A 22,798-nucleotide genomic window follows, 5' to 3' on the forward strand; every position below is an offset into this window, starting at 1 on the left:
CGCCACGTGTCCAAAATCTTGGAGCCGTCAGCCGTCAGCCGTCAGCCGTCAGCCGTCAGCCGTCAGCCGTCAGCCGTCAGCGGTCAGCCGTCAGCGGTCAGCCGTCAGCGGGGGACGTGGTCCATGCCGGGACCGTAGTAGGCGATAGTCAGGTACCTGACGTTTAGCGCCCAAAGCGGTGCCGGTCCAAAACGGCAGTGGGCGCGACCCGGCGGGCCTACCCTCCATTTGTGTTGGTCGTTACGACGGAGAGCCTGCCCGGCTACGAGATCCAGGCCGTCCTCGGCGAGGTGCTCGGCGTGACAGCGTGCACCCGCAATCCCTATGTGGCCGGCTTCGCCGCGCTCGACGGCGGTGTGGGCGCGGAGATGGCTCGGGTGCTCGTGCAGAGCCGCGCCTCGGCCATCGCACAGATGATCAACGCGGCGCGCAGTCGGGGCGCCACGGCGGTCATCGGCATGCGTTTCGACAACCGCGACATCACCGGCAACTGGGTGGAATTGTGCGCCTACGGCACCGCTGTGGTCGCGCGGCCGGTCACCGTCGGTGCCCCCGGCCGGCAGGTGACGGGTACCGAGGCGGGCTGACCGGCCGGGGCGGCGCCACCGGCCGGGTCGGCGCCACCGGCCGGGTCGGCGCATGCGCAGGTGGGCCGTGCCCGCCACTTGCGACAACTTCCGGGATGTTGTGGTCTCAGGTGGGGGCGGAGACCACAACATCCCGGAAGTTGTGACGATCATGGGGACGCCGGTGATCGCGGGGCGCCGGTGATCGCGGGCGCCGACGATCACGGGCGCCGACGATCGCGGGCGCCGACGATCGCGGGCGCCGGTCAGCGGCTGCGGGTCACTTGATTTCGCAGATGACCGTGCCGGCCGGCACGACCTCGCCCACCGCGGCGGTCAGGCCGGTGACCACACCGGCCTTGTGCGCGTTGAGTGGCTGCTCCATCTTCATCGCCTCCAGGACGACGATCAGGTCGCCCTCTTCCACGGCGTCGCCGTCGGCAACCGCGATCTTGACGATCGTGCCCTGCATCGGGCTGGTCAGCGAGTCGCCGCTGGCCCCGCCGGCCTGCTTGCGGCCGGCGGCCCGCTTGCGTGCGGCCTTCGGTGCGGTGCCGGCGGCCGCGGGCGCGCCCGCACCGAACCCGGCGGGCAGGGAGACCTCCAGTCGCTTGCCGCCCACCTCGACGACGACCGTCTCGCGCGGCTCCGCGTCGGTCTCGGCGACCGCGCCGCCGGTGAACGGCGGGATCCGGTTGTCGAACTCGGTCTCGATCCAGCGGGTGTGCACCCGGAACGGCTCGTCGGTGAACGCCTCGTCGCGCACGATCGCCCGGTGGAACGGCAGCGCGGTGGCCATGCCCTCGACCACCATCTCGTCCAGTGCCCGGCGGGCCCGCTCGACGGCCTGGGCCCGGTTCTCGCCGGTGATGATGACCTTGGCCAGCAGCGAGTCGAAGTTGCCGCCGATGACGCTGCCGGACTCGATGCCGGCATCCACCCGGACGCCGGGGCCCTGGGGCAGTTGCAGCGTGGTGACCGTGCCGGGGGCCGGCAGGAAGTTACGGCCGGGGTCCTCGCCGTTGATGCGGAACTCGATCGAGTGACCGCGCGGGGTGGGGTCCGTGTCGAAGCGCAGCTTCTCGCCGTCGGCGATGCGGAACTGCTCGCGGACCAGGTCGATGCCGGCGGTCTCCTCGGTGACCGGGTGCTCGACCTGCAGCCGGGTGTTCACCTCCAGGAAGGAGATGGTGCCGTCGACTCCGACCAGGTACTCGACCGTCCCGGCGCCGTGGTAGCCGGCCTCGCGGCAGATCGCCTTGGCGCTGTTGTGGATGCGGGCGCGCTGGTCGTCGGTCAGGAACGGCGCGGGCGCCTCCTCGACCAGCTTCTGGTGGCGGCGCTGCAACGAGCAGTCCCGGGTGCCGACGACGATCACGTTGCCGTGCTGGTCGGCCAGGACCTGTGCCTCCACGTGGCGCGGACGGTCGAGGTAGCGCTCGACGAAGCACTCGCCCCGGCCGAACGCGGCGACCGCCTCGCGGGTGGCGGACGCGAACAGCTCCGGGATCTCCTCGATCGTGCGGGCCACCTTCAGGCCACGCCCGCCGCCGCCGAAGGCCGCCTTGATGGCCACCGGCAGGCCGTGCTCCCGCGCGAACGCGACGATCTCGTCGGCGTCGGCGACCGGCTCCGGGGTGCCCGGTACCAGTGGGGCCCCGGCGCGCTGCGCGATGTGCCGGGCGGTGACCTTGTCGCCGAGGTCCCGGATCGCCTGCGGGGTCGGGCCGATCCAGGTCAGTCCGGCGTCGATGACCGCGCTCGCGAAGTCGGCGTTCTCGGACAGGAAGCCGTAGCCGGGGTGCACGGCGTCGGCGCCGGCCTTGGCCGCGACGTCGAGCAGCTTGTCGATGCGCAGGTACGAGTCGGCGGCGGTGTCACCGCCCAGGGCGTACGCCTCGTCGGCGAGGCGCGCGTGCGGCGCGTCGCGGTCGGAGTCGGCGTACACGGCGACGCTGGCCAGGCCGGCGTCCTTGCAGGCCCGGATGACGCGGACCGCGATCTCGCCCCGGTTGGCGATCAGTACCTTGCGCACCTGGGTTCCTCCCGATGGTGAAGACCGGACGCCGACGGCGGCACCGAACCCCACCGCGGGGTGCGCCTGACCGACCGTTATGTCGCGCAGTTTAGCCAAGCTGGGTGGCGGCGAAATGCGGCCGTCGTCACGTTGTGGCGACCGTATCCGTGACGGTCGTCGCCACCCGAGGACGCGTGACATCACTTTTTAGTCAACTTTGGCTATTAGGCTTGGTACGTGTCGACTACGCGAATGATGATCCTCGGACTGGTCCGATGGCTGGAGCCGGTGCACGGGTACGACGTCCGCCGGGAGTTGATGAGCTGGCAGGTGGACCGGTGGGCCAACCTCCAGCCCGGCTCGATCTACCACGCGCTGCGCAAGCTGACCGAGGAGGGGTTGCTCGCCGAGGTGGCCACCGAGCAGGTCGGCGCCCGGCCGGCCCGGACCACGTACCGGACCACCCCGGCCGGTGACCGCGAGTTCGAGGACCTGCTGCGCAAGTACTGGTGGGAGTACCGCGACGCGATCGACCCGTTCAGCGCGGCCTTCGCGTTCCTGCCGGCGCTGCCCAGGCGGGAGGCGGTCGCCGCGGTGCGCAACCGGGCCCGGGTGCTCGACGCGCGGGCGGACGAGCTCGAGGCGTTCATGTGCGACGAGACGGTCTGGGACGCCGGAAAGCCGGTACACGTGAAGTGGGGCCTGGAGCTGGACGTGCTGCGCGCCCGGGCCGAGGCGGAGTGGTGCCGCCGGGTCGCCGGGCGCATCGAGGCGGGCGAGGGCGGCCACACCGGCGAGTTCGACCGCGAGGAGATGGGCCGCCGCTGGCGCGAGGCGATCGTCGAGGAGTTCGGCCCGGCGGACGGTACCGGCACGCCCTAGGGCGGGGCCGCCCCGTCGTCGGTGCGTAATAGTCAAACTTGACTAGCGGATTCGTGTCACGTAGCTTCCTCCTGTCGCATGGTGGCGTCATTATGACACCATCGCGGCGTCGCGCCACGGGGGACCCGCCGGCGCGTTCGTCCTGAGACAGGCGGAGGCCTAAGTGATCATCGAGACGAAAGGGCTGCGGAAGTCGTTCCGCAGCCGGAAAGCGACGGTGGAGGCGGTCCGTGGGGTCGACCTCGTAGTCGAGGACGGGGAGATCTTCGGCTTCCTCGGCCCCAACGGCGCCGGCAAGACGACCACGCTGCGCATGCTCGCGACCCTGCTAGAACCCGACGGGGGCGAGGCGACCATCGCGGGTGTCGACCTGCGGCGCGCGCCCGGCGAGGTGCGGCGGCGCATCGGGTACGTCGCCCAGGGTGGCTGCACCTGGGACGAGGTGAGCGCCCGGGAGGAACTGGTCTACCAGGCGCGCCTCTACGGCGTCGACCGGACGGAGGCCCGCAGCCGTGCCGAGCACGCCATCAAGGCGTTCCAGTTGGAGGCGTTCGCGGACCGGCCGTGCAAGACCTACTCCGGTGGCCAGCGCCGCCGGGTCGACATCGCCCTCGGTGTGATCCACCAGCCGCGCGTGGTCTTCCTCGACGAGCCGACGACCGGCCTCGACCCGCAGAGCCGCGCGCACATGTGGGACGAGGTGCGGCGGCTGCGCGACGAGGGCATGAGCGTCTTCATCACCACGCACTACCTGGACGAGGCGGACGCGCTCTGCGACCGCATCGCGATCATGGACCACGGTGAGATCGTCGCCGAGGGTACGTCGACCGACCTCAAGCGGGAGATCGCCGGTGACGTGGTCACCATCGGCGTCAACGGCTCGGGGGAGAAGGCGGCGGCCCTGCTGGAGGGGGAGCCATACGTCAACCGGCTGGAGACCCTCGACCAGGCCCTGCGCCTGTACGTCGACACCGGCGCGACCGCGATCCCGCAGATCCTGCGCACCCTGGACGGCGCAAGCATCGCGCTCAGCTCGATCGAGCTGCACCGACCGAGCCTCGACGACGTGTTCCTGGCCAAGACCGGCCGCTCCCTGCGCGACACCACCACTGGAGCGTGAAGAAGATGAAGCTCGTCCGTGACACCTGGATGGTGTTCACCCGCCAGATGACGCTCGTGCTGCGCAACCCGGTCTGGCTGATCGTCGGCCTGATGCAGCCGCTGTACTTCCTGCTGCTGTTCGGCCCGCTGCTCAAGGGCGTGCCGAACCTGCCCAGCGGCAAGGCGTACCAGTTCTTCGTGCCCGGCCTGCTGGTGCAGTTGGCGATGTTCGGGACGCTGTTCGTGGGCTTCGGGCTCATCGCCGAACTGCGGGCCGGTGTGATCGAGCGGATGCGGGTCACGCCGGTCAGCCGGTTGTCGCTGCTGCTCGGCCGATCCCTGCGCGACATCGTGACGCTGCTGGTCCAGGCCGCGATGCTCACCGTACTGTCGCTGCCGTTCGGCCTGACGGTCCGCTTCGGCGACGCGGTACTGGCCTTCGCGCTGCTGGCCCTGATCGCGCTGATGCTGTCGGCGGTGTCGTACGCGCTCGCGCTCAAGCTGCGCAGCGAGGACGCGCTGGCCCCGTTGATGAACGCGGTCAGCATGCCCGTCCTGCTGCTGTCGGGCATCCTGCTGCCGCTGACGTTCGCGCCGGGCTGGCTGCGGGCGATCGCGAAATGGAACCCGTTCTCCTGGGCGGTCGACGGGGCCCGGGCGCTGTTCAACGGTCACCCCGGCGACGCCAGTGTGTGGAAGTCGCTGATCATCGTGACCGTCCTGGCGATCGCCTCCGCGGCCTGGGCGGCCCGGTCGTTCGCCCGCAGCGTCCGCTGACCGGGAGCGACCGGCGTCGCTGACCGGGAGCGACACGGGGCGCTGATCGGGAGCGACACGGGGCGCTGACCGGGAGCGACACGGATCACGTCCATGTCGACCTTGGGGCGCGACCGGATGCGGCTAGCGTGTCCGGTCGTGCCCCGACTCCTGGTCCGCGACCGCCTGACCTGGTTGACGTACGCCCAGCTCGCCAGCTGGGCGTACTTCCTGTACGGATTCAGCCCGGTCGTCCCGTTGCTGCGCGACGAGCAGCACACCAGCCGGGCCGTCGCGAGCCTGCACGGGGTCGCGTTCGCCGTCGGTGGGGTGGTCAGCGGCGCGCTGCTGCCCCCGCTGGTACGCCGCTTCGGCCGCGCCGCCGTGATCTGGACCGGCCTGCTCGGCGTCGCCGTGGCGGCGACCGGGCTGCTGGTGTCGCACGCGCTCGCGGCGACCCTCGCCTGCGCCGTCCTCGCGTCGACCAGCGGCGGGATGGTCGTCAACGGCGTTACCGCCGCGCTCGCCGACCACCACGGGGCGGGTGGTTCGGCCGCCATCAGCGAGGCCAACGCGCTCGCCGCGGCCACCGGCCTGGTCGCCCCGCTCGTCGTGGGCACCGCGGTCACGGTCGGTTACGGCTGGCGGCCCGGGCTCGCCGTCGTGGTCGCCGGGATCGTGCTGATCGCCGCCGCGGCGGCGATCCTCCGGGTACGGATACCCGCGCGCCCGCTCGCGTCGGCGACCGCCACGGCGGGCCGGCTGCCCCGGCCGTTCTGGCTGGTGTGGACGAGCATCCTGGCCACCGGCTCGGTCGAGGTCTGCCTGAACCTGTGGGTCGCCGACGTGCTGCGCAGCCACGCGCACGTCAGCCCGGGCGCCGCGACGGCGGCGGTATCGGCCCTGGTCGGGGGCATGTTCGTGGGCCGGCTGGTCGGCAGCCAACTGGTACTGCGGCTGTCCGGTACCGCCGTGATGCTCGGGGCGCTGGCGCTGTCCGGCGTGGGCTTCGCCGTGCTGTGGACGGCGACCTCACCCTGGCCGGCACTGGTCGGGCTCGTCGTCACCGGGCTGGGGAACGCCCTGCACTACCCGTTGGGCATGGCGCTCGCGGTGGAGCACTCGGCCGGGCAGCCCGACCTGGCCGCGTCGCGCAGCTCGTACGCGGTGGGGATCTCGTTCGGGGTGGCCCCGTTCGCGCTCGGCGCGGTCGCCGACCACCTCGGCCCGCACCTGGCGTTCCTGCTGGTACCGGTGTTCCTCGTGGCATCGGCGACGGCCATCGTGGCGCTGCGCCGCCGGGCCGGGGCCCCGCCGGAGCCGGCACCGGCCCTCGACTAGCCGGTCGCCGTGATGATGTCCCGTTATGGCCCGGACATTGGATCTGGGTGAGCTGGTCGGGCACTGGACGCTGCTGGACGATGAGCGGAAGCTGATCGCGGGCAAGCGGGGGCCGACGAGGCCGAGCGGCGCCCGGAGCTGGCCCGCGACGAGCTGCTGGTGCGCTTCCGTACCGAGCGGATCGAGCCGCCGGCGGCCGGGCGGATCGACCGGATCGTGCGCTCGGCGCTGCACCAGGCCGAGCAGGCGCTGACCGCCCGGATCGTGGACCGGTTGCCCGTTGACGTCGCCGGCCGGCTGCGGGCACTGATCGCGGTCGAGGCGCCGGACGACGACACCGGCGAGGAGTCGGTGCTGGCGCTGATCAAGTCGGTGCCGCGCAACGTCAGCCTGGATTCGATGCTCACCGAGAGCCGCAAGCTACGCGCGGCCCGGGCGATCGGCCTGCCCGGCGAGTTGTTCGCCCACGTCGCCCCGCGGGTGCTCGCCAGCTGGCGGGCCCGCGCGATGGTCGAGTTCCCGTCGCACCTGCGCGACCACCCGGATTTGCTGACGCTGACCCTGCTGGCCGCGCTGCTGCACACCCGGTTGAGGGAGATCACCGACACCCTGGGGGAGCTGCTGATCTCCACGGTGCACCGGATCGGCGCCCGTGCCGACCGGAAAGTCACCGAGGAGCTGGTCAACGTGTTCAAGTGCGGTCACCGGCAAGGAGAACCTGCTGTTCGCCATCGCCGAGGCCTCGCTCGACCGGCCCGATGATGTTGCTGATAGATAACCGACAATTGAGCGTTCCCCGGAGCGACGACGGTTAACGTGATGATCATCGATGTTGGCGCGGATGCGGCGCAGCCAGTTTCACGGCATCTGCGGTTCAACTCAGCCGATCAAAGGAGCGTTTGTGAAGGTAGGAACAAGGCTGTTGGTGACTGCGCTGGCCGCGGGGATGGTTGGCACGGCCCTGGTGGCGCCGGGCGCGGCGTACGCCGGCCCGGCAACGCAGTCGACGGGGGCACAGCCAGCGGGGGCACTGCCGGGCGAGGACCTGGCCGCGGCGCGCGCCGCGAGGGACACCGAGCCGAGGCCGGTGGTGTCGCCGGAGTTGAAGGCCATCATCGCCGAAAAGGACCGGGAAGCGAACGCGTACGTCGCCAAGAAGATGGCGCACAAGGCCGCTCGGGCCAAGAACAACGTGATGGCCGAGGCAGGGCCGGCCACCCCGATGGCGGTCGGGGTGATGGCCAACCACCCATGCCCGGATGGCGACTGCAGTTGGTGGGCTATCAGCGCCAACCAGCAGGCGCAGGTGAACAACTACTACTGCGGGCCGGCGACCCTGTCGGAAGCCGTCGGCGCGCGTGGTATCGGCATCTCGCAGTACACCGCCGCAGCCAGTCTCGGCACCAACAGCGACGGCACCGCCTGGTACAACGGTAGCTACCCGATGGCGAACTCGCTCAACAACTACCTCGGCAGCCAGGGCGCCTACTACGCCGCGGTCAATCTGTCCGGTAGCCCGAGCGCGAGCGAGAAGAGCAGCTACAAGACGCGCCTGATGTCGAACATCGACCGCGGGTGGGCAGTGGCCGGGGACGCCTACGAGTACCACGGTTACCCCCACCTGGTGGGGCACCCCGTAGACAAGGACATCTTCCACTGGTTCGAGATCCGTGGGTACGAGGGCTACGGCGCCACCACCTGGTACGAGGACTCGGTGGCCGGCGCCAGCAGCATCAGCTGGTCGAACAAGGTGCCCGCGTACTCGAGCCTGCCCTCTGACTCCATCGTCACTATCATGGGCGGCCGTGGATACGTCTGGTAGGCGGCTGCTCGCGTTGGCAGCGTGTGTGCTGGTGGGTGCCTTCGGGTGCTCACCAGCACCGCACCCTGCCCGGCCGCACGCGAGTCCGGCGGGACCCTCGACGGCGCCGTCCGCGGCGGCGGCCCGGGACCTCTGTTCGGTGCCGCTGCCCGGCGCGTGGCAGGCCGCGTTCAGCTCACACAAGGTCAACAAACCCGGCGAACGCTTCGACGTGCTGGCGACCAGCGAGGACGGCAAGACGATCTTCGCGGAGACCGGGGCGACGGGCGGCCAGCACGAACTGGCGATGATCACCGATGGTGGCCGGCGGCGGACGATCCAGTCCTACCCTGCGTCGGACGCTAAGTCGCAGGTGTTGGGGGCGTCGTTCGACGGACGGTATCTCGCCTTCACCCTGATGCATTCCCGGGCAAGCTTCGATCCGTGGACGCTGTATGTGTGGGACTCGGTGGCCGGTGGGTCGCCGAAGATCATCGCTGACAACAGCGGCGGTGACGGCGGTCAGGGTCTGCCGGGTCCGTTGAATTACCCGGTCGGCTACCAGGGCAAGATCGTCTGGGTTCAGGCGGTGCCGGGCGACGTGGTGGAGATCCGCGAGTACGACACGGCGAGCGGCCAGCAGAAGGTGGTCCGTCGGGGGCACGGCGCCACGCCGTTTCGGATGGGCTCGTGGCTGGTGTGGCCGGAGTCCGACGCGCCAGGGGCACTGACGACGCTACGCGCTATCGGGCTCGACACCGGACAGCCGGTGACCCTGCCACCGCAGATGACGGCCATCACCGGCCCCGGCACGATCAGCGCCTCCGACGACACCGTGGTGTGGGCCAGCACCGACCGGCAGGACCTGTACGCGTGGAACACGTCCTGGCCGCAGCCGCGCCACCTGCTCACCCTCAAACCAGGGGCCGGGCTCAACTTCGACTGGCCGCACGTCGCCGGCGACTTGGTGACCTGGACCGACATTCAGGCCCAGTTCGCCGGTGATCTGCGCACCGGCAGCTACACCCAGATCACCCCGCAATACGGGTACACCAAGGTATGGGGCACGTCTCTCAACGTCGGGTTCGCCCCGAGCGCCAACGGCGAGGGCGACCAGGTCATGATCGACACCCGGACGTTGCCGCCGCTGCCGACCTGCGGGGGCTCCACCACCACGTAGAGCGCCCGACGCTGGGCGGGCGGCCCCGTAGGGAAGGGGTCGCCTGCCCAGCGTCGCACCTGGGCTCGTGTGCAACCTCCCTCTAGCACCGTTGGTTTTTCGGCGCTGGTGGAGGCCGTCTTCGGCGGCGGTGTGGTGGGCGGTGGCCGGGAACGCCTACGAGTACCACGGTTACCCGCACCTGGTGGGGCACCCCGTGGACAAGGACATCTTCCACTGGTTCGAGATCCGAGGGTACGAGGGCTACGGCGCCACCACCTGGTACGAGGACTCAGTGGCCGGCGCCAGCAGCATCGGCTGGTCGAACAAGGTGCCCTCGTACTCCAGCATCGACTCCGACAAGGTCGTCACTATCATGGACGGCCGTGGATACGTCTGGTAGGCGGCTGCTCGCGTTGGCAGCGTGTGTGCTGGTGGGCACCTCCGGGTGCTCACCAGTACCGCACCCTGCCCAGCCGCACACGAGCCCGGCGCAACCCTCGACAGCGCCGTCCGCGGCGGCGGCCCGGGACCTCTGCCCGGTGCCGCTGCCCGGCGCCTGGCAGGCCGCGTTCAGCTCACACAAGGTCAACAAACCCGGCGAACGCGTCGCCGTGATGGCGACCAGCGAGGACGGCAAGACGATCTTCGTGGAGACTGAGACCACTGGCAGCCAGCACGAACTGGCGATGATCACGGATGGCGGACGGCGGCGGACGACGATCCAGTCCTACCCGGCGTCGGACAAGGTGTCGCAGGCGCTGGGCGCGTCGTTCGACGGACGCTACCTCGCCTTCACCCTGATGCGCTCCCGGACAAGCTTCGATCCGTGGACACTGTACGTGTGGGACTCGGTGGCCGGCGGGCAGCCGAAGGCGATCGCCGACAACAGCCAGGGTCTGCCGGGGCCATTCAACTACCCGGTCAGTTACCAGGGCAAGGTGTTGTGGGCTCAGCCGACCCCCGGCGGTGTGGTGGAACTCCGTGAGTACGACACCGCGAGCGGTCAGCAGAAGGTGATCCACCAGGGCCACTTCACCACGCCGTTTCGGATGGGCTCGTGGCTGGTGTTACCGGAGTCCGACGCGCCGGGGGTGCTGACCACGCTACGCGCCGTCGGGCTCGACACCGGACAGCCGGTGACCCTGCCACCGCAGATGACGGCCATCACCGGCCCCGCCACGATCAGCGCCTCCGACGACACCCTGGTATGGGCCAGCACCGATCGGCAGGACCTGTACGCGTGGAACACGTCCTGGCCGAAGCCGCGCCACCTGCTCACCCTCAAACAAGGGGTCGGCCTCAACTTCGACTGGCCGCACGTCATTGGCGACTTCGTGACCTGGACGAACACGGATGCCTATTTCGCCGGCGATCTGCGCACCGACAGCTACACCCAGATCACCCCGCAATACGGGAGTACCGGCGTGTCTGGCGCGTCGCTGATTGTCGGGTTCGCCCCGAGTGCAAATGGTCCCGGCGATGAGATCGTGGTCTATACCCAGACGCTGCCCCCGCTGCCGACATGTAGCGGTTCCACCGTGTAGAGCGTCACCTCTGGGCGGGCGGCCCCATTGGGGAAAGGTCGCCTGCCCAGAGTCGCCCCGGGCTCGCGTGCAATCTCCCTCTAGACCGGCGGGCGGGTCAGCCCACCCGCCAGAGGCTGACGAGCTCCGTGCCCAGTTCCGACATCATGCGGCGCAGCAGCGGCAGCGACAGGCCGATGACGGTACCCGGATCGCCCTCGATGCGGTCGACGAACGCGCCGCCGAACCCGTCGATGGTGAACGCGCCGGCGACCCGCAGCGGCTCGCCGGTCGCCACGTACGCGGCGATCTCGGCGTCGCTCAGGTCGGCGAAGTGGACCGTCGTCGAGGCGACGGCGGCGGTGTCGGCGCCGGTACGGGTGTCGATCAGGCAGTGGCCGGTGTACAGGACCCCGGACCGGCCGCGCATGGCCCGCCACCGGCGGACCGCGTCGTCGGGGTCGGTCGGCTTGCCGAACACCCGGCCGTCGAAGGACAGGACGGAGTCGCAGCCGAGCACCAGGACGGTTGCGTCGTCGGCGCCGGAGGGGTCGTCACGCAGCCGGGCGGCGACGGCCTCCGCCTTGAGCCGGGCGAGCGTGCCGCTCAGGGTGTCCGGCCGCTCGGCCGGTACCGTCGACTCGTCGACGCCGCTGACGATGACCTCGGCCGGGATGCCCGCGGCCGCGAGCAGTTGCCGGCGGGCAGGGCTGGCCGAGGCCAGTACCAGTCTGGTCGTCACGCCGGACCCGCTTTCCCCTTGGATCTTGGTAAGTCTGCCAACTGAATACGATGTCAGACTTACCAAGATCCGGAAGGCGTGGGGTCTACGGGCGGCGCTTGCGGCGGTTCTGCCCGCGCTGGCCGGCGGTCGCGACCGGCTGCGGTGCCGGCTCGGGCAGCGTGCCGACCGGCGAAACGGTGCCCCGCCGGATGCCGATCTGGCGCATCACGTGGTAGACGACGATCGCCGCGACCGAGCCGAGCGCGATCCCGTTGAAGGCCAGGTCGCCGATCTTCCAGGTGAAGTCGGCGATACCGATGATCAGCGCGACGGCGGCGGTCATCAGGTTGGCCGGGTTGTTGAAGTCGACCCGCGACTGTACCCAGATCCGGGCGCCGAGCACGCCGATCAGGCCGTACAGCACGACGGTCGCGCCGCCCAGTACGCCCGGCGGGATCGTGTTGATCAGCGCGCCGAACTTGGGGGACAGGCCGAGCAGGAAGGCGACGATGCCCGCGACCCAGTACGCCGCGGTCGAGTACACCCGGGTCGCCGCCATGACGCCGATGTTCTCCGCGTAGGTGGTCGTACCCGATCCGCCGCCGGCGCCGGCCAGCACGGTCGCGAGGCCGTCGCCGACGAACGCGCGGCCGATGAGGTGGTCCAGCGGACGCCCGGTCATCGCCGCCACCGCCTTGACGTGGCCCACGTTCTCGGCGATCAGGACCAGGACGACGGGGACGAACAGGGCCACGACCCCGAGGTTGAACGTCGGCGCGGTGAAGTCGGGCAGGCCCACCCAGGCCGCCTGCCGCACGGCCGTGAAGTCGAGCTGGCCCTGGAACGCGGCAGCCACGTACCCGGCGACCACGCCGACCAGGATCGACAGCCGTCCGAGCAGCCCTGCGAACACGACCGTCACCAGCAGGATCACGACGAGCGTGACGAACGCGGTACCGGGCTGTTCGACGAACTTCGACTTGGCGACCGGGGCCAGGTTGAGGCCGATCAGCGCCACGATCGCGCCGGTGACCACCGGCGGCATCAGCCACTCGATCCAGCCGGTGCCGGCCTTGTGTACGACGAAGCCGATGATCGCGAAGAGCGCGCCGGCCACGATTATCCCGCCGAGGGCGGACGGCATGCCGTGCGAGGCCGAGGCCGCGGCGACCGGGGCGATGAACGCGAAGCTGGACCCCAGGTAGCTGGGCAGCCGGTTTCCGGTGATCAGCAGGAAGAGGATCGTGCCGATACCGGAGAAGAACAGCGTCGTGGACGGCGGGAAGTGGGTGATCAGCGGGACCAGGAAGGTCGCGCCGAACATCGCGAGTACGTGCTGTGCGCCGATGCCGATGGTGCGCGGCCAGCTCAGCCGCTCGTCGGGAGCGACCACCTCACCGGGACGGGTGTGCCGCCCGTCGCCGTGGAGCCGCCAGTTCAAGTCGATCATTTGCTTCCTCCGCCCTGTGCTGGGCGGAGCGTAGCGGCTGCTACCGGCGGCTTTTGCGCAGGGTAGGGCCGTCCAGAAGGGCGGGAACATCCACTTCCGCCATGGTCATCGCCTTTCGGGTGGACCGGTGGTGTGCCTACCGTTCGGCGACGTAACTGCCCCGCTGGGGCACGGTGTAGATCCACCCCTCGTCACGCAGCCAGGCAACGGTGCGGCGGGCGGTGTCGCGGCTGACATTGAACTCTTGTTGCAGGGCGGTTTCGGACGGTATCGGCTTGTTTGGCCGCAGTGTGCTTGCCTCAATCCGCTCGATCAGGACCGCGGCGATCTGTCGATAGACCGGTATCGGCGACTCGGGGTCGATCACGCGCACAACGCTAAGGATCGCGAACGTGGGCGTATCTTGCCGTACGAGAGCATACGAGAGCTGACGTAGGCATACGAGAGGCGCTAGTATGGCGTCATCGCTCAAATAGGCGAGAGTCGATCGGCGACTCGACCGCCGATCGGCTCTCTTGATCGGACGTAGGAGGTCCGACCCGTGACCAGTATGAGGGCGAGGCACTACGCGCCCATAACTGCGCTGGAGACCGAACCTGTCGGTCCGTACACCGATCCGGAGCAGCGGGAGGAGGCACTGCGGGATGCTCTGCGGGGCGTGGACCTGGGTACGTACGACGAGCGGATGATCCGCTGGACGCTGGACGCTGGATAAGTTCGACAACTCGACCCTGCGGGTGTACGTGAGCTGGATCGAGCGGGCCCGGGTGACCGGCATGGTCGAGGTGCTGGAGGCCGACGCGATCATCCGGGCCCGGCTGCCTCGGCGGTCCGGTCGGTGACCGCGCATCAGCCGCTCCGGCCGAGCTGGGTCTGCGTGGGGTGCGGGTACTCGTGGCCGTGTCCGAGCCACCGGCGTCAGCTGCTCGGCGAGTACGCCGGTACCCCGGTCTCGCTGTCCCTGGTCTTGAGTGCCGCGCTCGTGGAGGCCACGGCGGACCTGCGTGCCGTTCCGGCCGGCGACCTGCATGACCGTTTTGTGGGGTGGTTGCCGATTTCCGGGTGATGGCCGACCCGTGAGTCGGGGTCCACGTCTCCAATCTTGGAAAGCAGGGCACCAATATTGGCGCCTAACTTTCCAAGATCTACGAGGAGTCGGCAGGGTTGGCCACTTCGAGCGACCCCGACGCCGTCAGGCGACTTTCGCGGTCAGCGAGAATCCCTCGAATCGTACATTGTGGACGCGGCCGTCGCCGGGTGCCGGGTCGAGCCGGCACCTGGTCGATCGTGCCCGATCTCGCCCGTGGATCCGGCCCGTCTCTCCCGTGATCACTGAGACTCTGCGGGGCCGTGGCACCGCAGAGTCTCAGTGATCACGAAGGGGCGTGGAGTCCGCGAGTCAGCGGGGCAGTCCCGAGGCGCGCCAGGCACCGGTACCGGCGCGCAGCGGGACGCCGGGCAGGGCGCTCGCCCGCCACCGCGACGGGGCCACCGGGGCCGGGGCGGGCGCGGCGGGGCGGCGCAGGATCACACCGACCAGTGCCGCCAGTTCCTCGGGCGTCGGGGTACCGCGCACCACCCGCAGCGCCGGAGTCGTCTCGTCGGCCACGTGACCTCCCCAAACATCGTCCGCGTCGCTACCGCACCGGGCCGGTGGGTCGCCGGATACTCGACCTTATCGAGGCTTTGCAGGTGACGCGACGGAGGGCGCCCGGACTGTTGGCCGCCGTGACCGGCGTGCTGGCGGGCGTCCTGACCGTGGCTGCCCCGGAGATCCCCGCCGGGTCGGAGTCGGCCGGACCGTTCGCCGGGGCCGCGCCGGCCTTCGCCGCGCCGGCCTTCGCCGCGCCGGCCTTCGCCGAGCCGTCCGCGCCCGCGCCGGAAGCCACGTCGTCGGCGACCCGGTACCAGGTGACCTTCGTCGCGCGCTCCTGCCCCTCGTACGAGGCTCTCACCGCCGGGCAGGGGCCCGGCGACGACGCCGAGACGCTCGGCCGGCCCGGACATGCCAGCCCGTACCTTCCCGGCCAACCCGTCGACCCGGCTGTCGAGGACGACCTCGACAGCGGCTGCACCGACCTGCCCGGCTGGCGCTTCGCCCTGGGCTCGGGGCACGAGCGTACGGGTCGGCTGTCGACCGTCACGGGCCGGCCGGTCAGCACGCCACCCACCGGGGACTCGACCGCCCGGCTCGACGCGACCGGCCGGGACACCGGCGGGCTGCTGGCCGGGGCGGTCACCGTCACGCTGAGCGATGAGCAGGTCGGGTTGGCGGTACACCGGCAACTGTGGGTGCAGGGTGGTACGCCGGACAAGCCGGTCGGTGACGGGTACGCGTTCGGCGTGCTGCGCTGCGCGATCGACGGGCGCACCGCCGGCAACGTCCAGTGGCTGGCGTTCCCGTCCGGTGTGCGGCACGTGTTCTGCTACGCGTACTACGTCCGAGGTGCTCCCCAGTCCGGCACCGTCACGGTGCGGCTGCGCACCACCCGGCCGGTGGGCTACGCCCAACGGGTGTCGTTCGCCTCGGGGCTGAGCAACCTCGGCGACGGCGGGTTCGCGTTGGCCAGTTCGGGTGAGCCGGTCGAGGCGTCGTTCACCCGGCCGCCCGGCAAGGCCGCGTACCCGATCCGGCCGCGGGTACCGGAGGGCTGGCGGCTCGCCGCGGCGGCCTGCGACGCCACCCGCTCGGACGGCCGGAAGGTGTCGGGGCGGGCCACGGTGGACCCGGCGACCGGAGCGGCGTCGGTGTCGGTGGTGGCCGGCGAGACGGTCGTCTGCACGTACACGTTGGAGCCGCCGGCGCCGCCGCCCGGCCTCGCCCTCGCGGTGTACAGCCCCGGTACCGGCGGGACGTTCGGGATCACGCTGGCCGGCGCGGCGGGTTCGCCGGCCGGCGGAGCCGGATCGCGGACACTGACCGCCACGACCGGTGCCGACGGGCCGGCGGCGGCCACCGGCGCCGACCTGACGGCGCTCACCCCCGGCCGGTACACGGCGACCGTGACGCCGCCCACGGGGCAGGCGGACCAGTGGACCCTGATGGGCGCGTTGTGTGACGGCGCACAGGTCCGCGCGGACGCGATGAGCGTCACACTGGATCTCCCGCCCGGCGCGGCGGTCGACTGCGTGCTCCAACTGGCCCGGCGGACGCCCGCGCTGCGGCTGGACGTGGTCACCGCGGGTGGCGTGGCCAGCGCGGCGTTCGCGGTGGTCGCGGTCGACGACGCGGGCGGCGGCTGGTGGGCGGCGGCCAACACCACCGGGTACGGGGTACCGGCGGTCGCCGCCGGTGACCTTCCCCGGGAACTGCCGTTCGGCACCTACCTGGTCACGCCGGTGCCGCCCCGGGCCAGCGCGACGACCGGGTGGCGGTTGGCGTCGCTGCGCTGTGACGGGGCGGCCGAGGCCACCGCCGGCGGAGCGGTACGGGTCACGCTGGCGCCCGGCGGGCGGGAGCCGGTGTGCACGGCGTCGTACCAGGCGGAGGCGGCGACCCGGCTGCGGGTGACGGTACGCGCGACGGGTGCGGACATGGCCCGCCGCGGTGCCGCCGTGGTCGAGGTGTCCTGCGTGGACGGTTCGCGCGGGCGGCTGGTCCTCGCCCCGGACACCGCCGGCCCGGCGGTGCTGCCGCAACCGCTGTCCTTCCTGGAACCGACCACCTGCGAGATCCGGCAGCAGGACACCGGGGCGGCGCCGGGCGCTACGGTCACCGTGTCGGCCACCCGGGAGCCGGCCACCGGCGGCCCGCCGGTGGAGCTGCCGTACCGGCTGGACGTGGCGCGCGACGTGACCGAGTACACCATCGCCGTGACCGACGAGTTCAGCGAGCCGCCCGCGACCGTGGCGGAGGAGTCGTTCCTCGACCAGCTTCGGGTACTGCCCCTGATAATGGTGGGCATTGGAATGGTCGGATTCGGGGGACTTATCTTTATCGCGGTACTTTTACGGCGACGCGTGGTGTGACAACAGGTGAGACCGGGGTGGCGCTCGTACATGCCCATGGACTGACCGGGTATCTTCCTCAGGATGTCGGTCACGCAGCCCCTTATCGCCGAGCGCTACCGGCTTGTCCGGTCCCTCGGCCAGGGCGGCATGGGCCGCGTCTGGCTGGCCCGCGACGAGGTGCTGCACCGTGACGTCGCCATCAAGGAGGTCATCCCTCCGGAGAGCCTGACCGCGCAGGAGCGCGACGAGATGCGCCGCCGTACCCTGCGCGAGGCCCGCACGGCGGCCCGGCTCAACCATCCGAGCGTGGTCCGCGTCTACGACGTGGTCCGCACCGATACGCATCCGTGGATCGTGATGGAGTACGTGCCGTCGCGGTCGCTGCACCAGGTGATCGCCGAGGACGGCACGCTGTCGCCCACCCGCGCCGCGGAGATCGGGCTCCAGGTGCTCGGCGCGTTGCGCGCCGCGCACCGCGCCGGTGTGCTGCACCGCGACGTGAAACCGAGCAACGTGCTCCTCACCGACGAGGGTCGGGTGGTGCTGACCGACTTCGGGTTGGCGATCATGGCCGGTGATGCGTCGGTGACCCGGACAGGCATGGTGCTGGGCTCCCCGGCGTACATCGCCCCCGAGCGGGCCCGCGAGGGCATCACCGGGCCGGAGTCCGACCTGTGGTCGCTCGGCGCGACGCTGTACGCCGCGGTCGAGGGCAACTCCCCGTACCAGCGCTCCTCCGCGATCGAGACGCTGACCGCGCTGGTCACGGAGGACCCGCCACCGGCGCGCAACGCCGGCCCGCTGCGCGCCGTCCTCAATGGCCTGTTGCGCAAGGACCCGACCACCCGCATCAATGCCGAGGAGGCCGAGCGGCTGCTGCGCCGGGCCGCCGGCGGTGGCCTGGGCTCCCGGATCTGGCTGGTGCCCAAGCCCCGGCGCGGCCTGCGCCCCGAGCCGGGGTCGGGCTCCTCCGGCCAGCCGGCGACCGACGGCTCCGCCGGCTCGAAGCCGTCCGGGGCGAGCGCGTCGAAGCCGTCCGGCTCCAGCGGCGCCAAGCCCTCCGGCTCCACCGGCGCCAAGGCGGCGGCCGCCGCCGGCCCGGCCGTCGCCGGTGCGAAGGCGTCCGGGGCTGGCGCCTCGGGCACAGCCGCGGGTACGACCTCGGGCGAGACCGCCGGTACGAAGGCGCCCGGCTCCGCCGGTACGAAGGCGCCCGGCTCTACCGGTACGAAGCCGGAGGGGTCGGACGAGACGGCCGCCGGTACACCGGCCGCCGCGGCCGCCCAAGCCACCGCGGTGATCCGGCCGTCGGGAGGCGAGCGGACCGCGGTCATCACGCCGAATCCGAGCTCGTCGGAGCAGACCGACACCGGCCCGCCGCCGGTCGCGGCGCTCGCGGCCGCCACCGGGGTCGAGAGCACCGCCACCGACCGCCGCCCGGCCGGCCGTACCCCCGCCGGTGACGCCGCGTCCCCCGACCTGCTGGGCAGGCTGCCGCTCGCCTGGCGCGAGACCCTGGCCCGGCCCTGGCTGTGGCTGCTGGCCGCCGTCGTCGTGGTCCTGCTCGTGGTCGTGGTCGTGGTCGTCCTGACGAGTGGCGACGACGGCCACGACACCGCGAACGGCCCGGCCACGCGGACCTCCGCACCGGCCGCGACCAGCGCCGCCGCCGCGCCGCCCGCCGCCTCGGCGGCCGCCCCGACCACGCCGGCACCGGGCGACGGCTCGTCCGGGGGAGCGGCCGCCACGCCGCAGCAGGCCACGCCGGCCGCTCCGGTGATCCCTGCGGGCTGGCATCTGCACTCCGACCCCACCGGCTTCAGCCTGGCCGTGCCCGACGGCTGGAACGTGTCACGCGAAGGCAGCATCGTCTACTTCCGCGACCCGTCGGAGGGCCGCATCCTGAGCGTCGACCAGACCAACCAGCCCCACCGGGACCCGGTCGCCGACTGGACCCGGCAGGAGGGCGAGCGGGCCGGCAGCTTCTACCCCGGCTACCAGCGCATCCGCATCGCGCCGGTCGACTACTTCGTCGCCTGCGCCGACTGGGAGTTCACCTACGACCAGCGCGGCACCCGCGCCCACGTGATCAACCGGGGTGTGGTGACGTCGGACCACCAGGCGTACGGCATCTGGTGGTCCACGCCGGAGTCGACCTGGCAGGCGAACCTGCCGAACTTCGAGCTGATCATGAAGACGTTCACGCCGAAGCCCTGACCGGCAGATCCGAGCGCCGACCGCAATCCGGAAGCCCCGACCGGCCACACGCGGAAGCCCTGACCGCCACCGGCGAACCGGCGAGGGTCAGGGCTTCGGCGTGCGTGCCCGCTACAGCGGGATGTTGCCGTGCTTCTTCGGCGGGAGCGTCTCGCGCTTCGTCCGCAGGGCCCGCAGGCCCTTCACGACCTGGGCGCGCGTGGCCGACGGCGGGATGACGGCGTCCACGTAGCCGCGCTCGGCCGCCACGTACGGGTTGGCCAGCGTGTCCTCGTACTCCTGGATCAGCTCGGCCCGCAGCGCCGTGGGGTCTTCGGCGTTCTTCAGCTCCTGGCGGTACAGGATGTTGACCGCGCCCTGGGCGCCCATGACCGCGATCTGGGCGGTCGGCCAGGCGAAGTTGAGGTCGGCGCCGAGGTGCTTGGAGCCCATGACGTCGTACGCCCCGCCGTACGCCTTGCGGGTGATGACCGTGACCTTTCCGACGGTCGCCTCGGCGTACGCGTAGATCAGCTTGGCGCCGCGGCGGATGATGCCGTCCCACTCCTGGCCGGTGCCGGGCAGGAAGCCGGGTACGTCGACGAAGGTCAGGATCGGCAGGTTGAACGCGTCGCAGGTGCGCACGAACCGGGCGGCCTTCTCGGAGGCGGCGATGTCGAGGCAGCCGGCGAAGTGCATCGGCTGGTTGGCGACGACGCCGACCGGGCGGCCCTCGACGCGGCCGAAGCCGACGATGATGTTCTGCGCGTACAGCGGCTGCACCTCGAGGAAGTCGTCGACGACCGACTCGATCACGGTGTGCATGTCGTACGGCTGGTTGGCCGAGTCGGGGATCAGCGTGTCGAGCGCGAGATCCTCCTCGGTCACCTCGAGGTCGGCCGGCTCGTCGGTCACCGGGGGTTCGTCGAGGTTGTTCGACGGCAGGTACGACAGCAGCGCCTTGACGTACTCGATCGCGTCTTCCTCGTCGGTCGCCAGGTAGTGCGCGTTGCCGCTCTTGGCGTTGTGGGTACGGGCGCCGCCGAGGTCCTCCATGGCGACGTCCTCACCGGTGACGGTCTTGATGACGTCCGGGCCGGTGATGAACATGTGGCTGGTCTGGTCGACCATGACCGTGAAGTCGGTGACGGCCGGCGAGTAGACCGCGCCGCCCGCGCACGGACCCATGATCAGCGAGATCTGCGGGATCACGCCGGAGGCCCGGACGTTGCGGAAGAAGATCTCGCCGTACAGGCCGAGCGAGGCCACGCCCTCCTGGATCCGGGCGCCACCGGAGTCGTTGATGCCGATCACCGGGCAGCCGGTCTTCATCGCCAGGTCCATCACCTTGACGATCTTCTCGCCGAAGACCTCGCCGAGGGAACCGCCGAAGACGGTGAAGTCCTGGGCGAACACGCACACCTGGCGGCCGTCGACGGTGCCGTACCCGGTCACCACGCCGTCACCGTACGGTCGCTCGTCGGCCAGGCCGAAGTTCGTGCTGCGGTGCCGGGCGAACTCGTCGAGTTCCACGAACGAGCCCTCGTCCAGCAACATCTCGATCCGCTCGCGCGCGGTCTTCTTGCCGCGGGCGTGCTGTTTCTCGACGGCCCGGGCGGAACCGGCGTGTACCGCCTCTTCGATGCGCCGGCCGAGGTCGGCGAGCTTGCCGGCGGTGGTGTGGATGTCAGCGGTCAGCTCTGCGGTCACGGGGCCGATCGTAGCGACCGCGCCGCCCGGCGCGCTGTGACCTAGGTCCGCGAGTGGCAAATACACCCGGGTCGGGAGCGGCGGGTCCCCCTTCTACGCTGGCGGGGTGGCAGAGAGCCCGTACACGGATCTGGAGCGCCCACCGCTGCGGGAGGCGGCGCTGCGGCGGGCGCTGGTCGTTCCCGGGGGACTGTGGACCGACCTGCGCGTCGTCGCCGAGACCGGCTCGACCAACTCCGACGTGGCCGAGGCGGCCCGGGCCGGTACGCCGGAGGGGCTGGTCCTCGTCGCGGAACGCCAGGCGACCGGCCGGGGTCGGCTGGGCCGGATGTGGAGTTCGCCGCCGCGGGCCGGGCTCACCCTGAGCGTGCTGCTGCGCCCGACCGGGGTGGACCTGACCCGGTTCGGCTGGCTGCCGCTGCTCACCGGGGTGGCGCTGGCGGAGGCGGTGCGCCGGATCGCCGAGGTGGACGCGGTGCTCAAGTGGCCCAACGACCTGCTGATCGACGGACGGAAGTGCGCCGGGATCCTGGCCGAGGCGATCCCCCCGGCGCCGGGCGTGGTCGGGGGCGAGTCGGCCGTCGTGGTCGGGATCGGGCTGAACACGACGCTGCGCGCGGACGAGCTGCCCCGGGCGGACGCCACGTCGCTGGCGCTCGCCGGAGCGGCCTGCGCCGACCGGGATCCACTGCTGCGCGCGCTGCTGCGGTCACTGGCGGACTGGTACGGCCGGTGGCGGGCGGCGGGCGGTGACCCGGACGCGAGCGGGGTGCGGGAGGCGTACGCGTTCCACTGCGACACGCTCGGCCGGGACGTGCTCGTCGGGCTCCCGGACGGCTCGCAGTTGCGCGGCCGGGCCGACGGGGTGGACCTCGACGGCCGGATCGTGGTCGACGGCCGCCCGCTGGCCGCCGCCGACGTCACGCACCTGCGCTGACGACGCCGTCTGCGCACCTACGCGGAAATCCGGTCCGGACCGGTCCGGTACCCGGCCATCGCGCGCAACCGTTACCCTCGCGGCGAATTCTTGAATGTCGTTGCGAGGAGGTCGGGGTGGGATTCCCGGAGAGCGTGCTCACCAAGGACGAACAGGTGGTCTCGCACCTGCATCCGCACTGGAAGGCGCTGATCCGGCCGGTACTCGTGGTGGTGGTCGCGATCGCGGCGGTGGTCGTCGCGGCGATTTTCCTTCCCACGGCCGGCTGGTCCACCGCGCTGCTCTACGTCGCGGGCGGGCTGGCACTGCTGGCCGTGGTCTGGCTGGCGTTCTGGCCGTGGCTGGTGTGGCGCACCACCCACTACGTGTTCACCAACGAGCGGGTGATCCTGCGGACGGGGGTCTTCTCGCGTACCGGGCGGGACATTCCACTCGGGCGGGTCAACGACGTGTCGTTCGCGCACGGGATCGTCGACCGGGTGCTCGGCTGCGGCACCCTCACGATCGAGTCGGCGGGGGAGCGGGGTCAGGTGGTGCTGACCGACATCCCGCACGTGGAGAAGACCCAGAGCCTGCTGTACGAACTGGTCGAGGCCGACCGGGCCAGGCACACCTTCGACGACGGCGACCGCGAGGCGATCATCGACGAACTGCGGTGACCCGTCCCGATCGGCGGACCGG

At 71.3% G+C, this 22,798-nt stretch carries 21 protein-coding genes and 1 pseudogene; 16 read left to right on the forward strand and 6 right to left on the reverse strand.

Annotated features, from left to right (window positions below):
• The first annotated feature begins 230 nt into the window (after positions 1 to 230).
• The gene (locus ACNTMW_RS15965; RefSeq protein ID WP_426634369.1) at positions 231 to 587 is read left to right on the forward strand and encodes a YbjQ family protein; all 357 of its coding nucleotides are present in this window, start codon (positions 231 to 233) and stop codon (positions 585 to 587) included.
• A 259-nt stretch (positions 588 to 846) separates the two neighbouring features.
• Here the strand turns inward: ACNTMW_RS15965 and ACNTMW_RS15970 are convergent, their stop codons facing one another.
• Positions 847 to 2,601 carry an acetyl/propionyl/methylcrotonyl-CoA carboxylase subunit alpha gene (locus tag ACNTMW_RS15970; RefSeq protein ID WP_426634370.1) on the reverse strand — a complete coding sequence of 585 codons (1,755 nt, stop codon included), beginning with the start codon at positions 2,599 to 2,601 and terminating at the stop codon, positions 847 to 849.
• A gap of 219 nt (positions 2,602 to 2,820) precedes the next feature.
• Here ACNTMW_RS15970 and ACNTMW_RS15975 point away from each other — a divergent pair, with 219 nt between their 5' ends.
• From ACNTMW_RS15975 to ACNTMW_RS16015, 9 genes are all read left to right on the forward strand, one after another.
• The gene (locus ACNTMW_RS15975) at positions 2,821 to 3,465 is read left to right on the forward strand and encodes a PadR family transcriptional regulator (RefSeq protein ID WP_426634372.1); all 645 of its coding nucleotides are present in this window, start codon (positions 2,821 to 2,823) and stop codon (positions 3,463 to 3,465) included.
• Positions 3,466 to 3,631: 166 nt separating this feature from the next.
• Complete coding sequence (locus ACNTMW_RS15980; RefSeq protein WP_426634456.1) at positions 3,632 to 4,585, forward strand: ATP-binding cassette domain-containing protein; 954 nt, start codon at positions 3,632 to 3,634, stop codon at positions 4,583 to 4,585.
• A gap of 5 nt (positions 4,586 to 4,590) precedes the next feature.
• Positions 4,591 to 5,343 carry an ABC transporter permease gene (locus ACNTMW_RS15985; protein ID WP_426634374.1) on the forward strand — a complete coding sequence of 251 codons (753 nt, stop codon included), beginning with the start codon at positions 4,591 to 4,593 and terminating at the stop codon, positions 5,341 to 5,343.
• A gap of 138 nt (positions 5,344 to 5,481) precedes the next feature.
• Positions 5,482 to 6,663: an MFS transporter gene (locus ACNTMW_RS15990; protein WP_426634376.1), complete on the forward strand. Its 1,182-nt coding sequence runs from the start codon at positions 5,482 to 5,484 to the stop codon at positions 6,661 to 6,663.
• A 159-nt stretch (positions 6,664 to 6,822) separates the two neighbouring features.
• Complete coding sequence (locus ACNTMW_RS15995; protein WP_426634377.1) at positions 6,823 to 7,425, forward strand: hypothetical protein; 603 nt, start codon at positions 6,823 to 6,825, stop codon at positions 7,423 to 7,425.
• A 139-nt stretch (positions 7,426 to 7,564) separates the two neighbouring features.
• On the forward strand, positions 7,565 to 8,485 hold the full coding sequence (locus tag ACNTMW_RS16000; protein WP_426634379.1) for a C39 family peptidase: 921 nt from the start codon (positions 7,565 to 7,567) through the stop codon (positions 8,483 to 8,485).
• A 139-nt stretch (positions 8,486 to 8,624) separates the two neighbouring features.
• On the forward strand, positions 8,625 to 9,644 hold the full coding sequence (locus ACNTMW_RS16005; protein WP_426634380.1) for a hypothetical protein: 1,020 nt from the start codon (positions 8,625 to 8,627) through the stop codon (positions 9,642 to 9,644).
• A 142-nt stretch (positions 9,645 to 9,786) separates the two neighbouring features.
• Entirely contained in the window at positions 9,787 to 10,026 is a 240-nt protein-coding gene (locus ACNTMW_RS16010) for a hypothetical protein (protein ID WP_426634382.1), read from the forward strand.
• A 139-nt stretch (positions 10,027 to 10,165) separates the two neighbouring features.
• Complete coding sequence (locus ACNTMW_RS16015) at positions 10,166 to 11,170, forward strand: hypothetical protein (protein ID WP_426634383.1); 1,005 nt, start codon at positions 10,166 to 10,168, stop codon at positions 11,168 to 11,170.
• Positions 11,171 to 11,267: 97 nt separating this feature from the next.
• On the opposite strand, the gene ACNTMW_RS16020 is transcribed toward ACNTMW_RS16015, so the two are convergent.
• From ACNTMW_RS16020 to ACNTMW_RS16030, 3 genes are all read right to left on the reverse strand, one after another.
• Positions 11,268 to 11,891, reverse strand: a complete 624-nt coding sequence (locus tag ACNTMW_RS16020; protein ID WP_426634385.1) for a Maf family protein — start codon at positions 11,889 to 11,891, stop codon at positions 11,268 to 11,270.
• Between the two features lie 85 nt (positions 11,892 to 11,976).
• The gene (locus ACNTMW_RS16025; protein ID WP_426634386.1) at positions 11,977 to 13,323 is read right to left on the reverse strand and encodes a uracil-xanthine permease family protein; all 1,347 of its coding nucleotides are present in this window, start codon (positions 13,321 to 13,323) and stop codon (positions 11,977 to 11,979) included.
• Between the two features lie 136 nt (positions 13,324 to 13,459).
• Positions 13,460 to 13,690 carry a GntR family transcriptional regulator gene (locus ACNTMW_RS16030; RefSeq protein ID WP_426634388.1) on the reverse strand — a complete coding sequence of 77 codons (231 nt, stop codon included), beginning with the start codon at positions 13,688 to 13,690 and terminating at the stop codon, positions 13,460 to 13,462.
• Positions 13,691 to 13,864: 174 nt separating this feature from the next.
• Here ACNTMW_RS16030 and ACNTMW_RS16035 point away from each other — a divergent pair, with 174 nt between their 5' ends.
• Positions 13,865 to 14,038, forward strand: a complete 174-nt coding sequence (locus ACNTMW_RS16035; protein ID WP_426634390.1) for a hypothetical protein — start codon at positions 13,865 to 13,867, stop codon at positions 14,036 to 14,038.
• A gap of 684 nt (positions 14,039 to 14,722) precedes the next feature.
• On the opposite strand, the gene ACNTMW_RS16040 is transcribed toward ACNTMW_RS16035, so the two are convergent.
• Entirely contained in the window at positions 14,723 to 14,932 is a 210-nt protein-coding gene (locus ACNTMW_RS16040; protein ID WP_426634391.1) for an acyl-CoA carboxylase subunit epsilon, read from the reverse strand.
• An 83-nt stretch (positions 14,933 to 15,015) separates the two neighbouring features.
• On the opposite strand from ACNTMW_RS16040, the gene ACNTMW_RS16045 reads away from it, so the two are divergent.
• The 3 genes and pseudogenes from ACNTMW_RS16045 to ACNTMW_RS16055 all read left to right on the forward strand — a co-directional run bounded on the left by ACNTMW_RS16045 (position 15,016) and on the right by ACNTMW_RS16055 (position 19,491).
• Positions 15,016 to 17,292, forward strand: coding sequence for a prealbumin-like fold domain-containing protein (locus ACNTMW_RS16045; protein ID WP_426634393.1), 2,277 nt, complete (start codon positions 15,016 to 15,018; stop codon positions 17,290 to 17,292).
• Positions 17,293 to 17,355: 63 nt separating this feature from the next.
• Positions 17,356 to 18,367: pseudogene (locus ACNTMW_RS16050) on the forward strand (serine/threonine-protein kinase); the annotation flags it as partial.
• Between the two features lie 203 nt (positions 18,368 to 18,570).
• Entirely contained in the window at positions 18,571 to 19,491 is a 921-nt protein-coding gene (locus tag ACNTMW_RS16055; protein WP_426634394.1) for a hypothetical protein, read from the forward strand.
• A gap of 111 nt (positions 19,492 to 19,602) precedes the next feature.
• On the opposite strand, the gene ACNTMW_RS16060 is transcribed toward ACNTMW_RS16055, so the two are convergent.
• A complete protein-coding gene (locus tag ACNTMW_RS16060; protein WP_426634395.1) occupies positions 19,603 to 21,180 on the reverse strand; it encodes an acyl-CoA carboxylase subunit beta in 1,578 nt (525 codons plus the stop codon).
• A 106-nt stretch (positions 21,181 to 21,286) separates the two neighbouring features.
• Here ACNTMW_RS16060 and ACNTMW_RS16065 point away from each other — a divergent pair, with 106 nt between their 5' ends.
• Both ACNTMW_RS16065 and ACNTMW_RS16070 read left to right on the forward strand, forming a co-directional pair.
• Positions 21,287 to 22,117 (forward strand): biotin--[acetyl-CoA-carboxylase] ligase, encoded by an 831-nt coding sequence (locus tag ACNTMW_RS16065; protein ID WP_426634397.1) that lies wholly within the window; start codon positions 21,287 to 21,289, stop codon positions 22,115 to 22,117.
• A gap of 116 nt (positions 22,118 to 22,233) precedes the next feature.
• Positions 22,234 to 22,776, forward strand: a complete 543-nt coding sequence (locus ACNTMW_RS16070; RefSeq protein WP_426634399.1) for a PH domain-containing protein — start codon at positions 22,234 to 22,236, stop codon at positions 22,774 to 22,776.
• Positions 22,777 to 22,798 lie beyond the last annotated feature (22 nt).

The sequence above is a fragment of the Planosporangium spinosum genome, from assembly GCF_049999945.1.
Taxonomy (GTDB): Bacteria; Actinomycetota; Actinomycetes; order Mycobacteriales; family Micromonosporaceae; genus Planosporangium; species Planosporangium spinosum.

Bases quoted from the DNA above. Each gene is read 5' to 3' on its own strand.
- ACNTMW_RS15985 (WP_426634374.1), top strand. From the start codon at position 4,591: ATGAAGCTCGTCCGTGACACCTGGATGGTGTTCACCCGCCAGATGACG.
- ACNTMW_RS16025 (WP_426634386.1), bottom strand. From the start codon at position 13,323: ATGATCGACTTGAACTGGCGGCTCCACGGCGACGGGCGGCACACCCGT.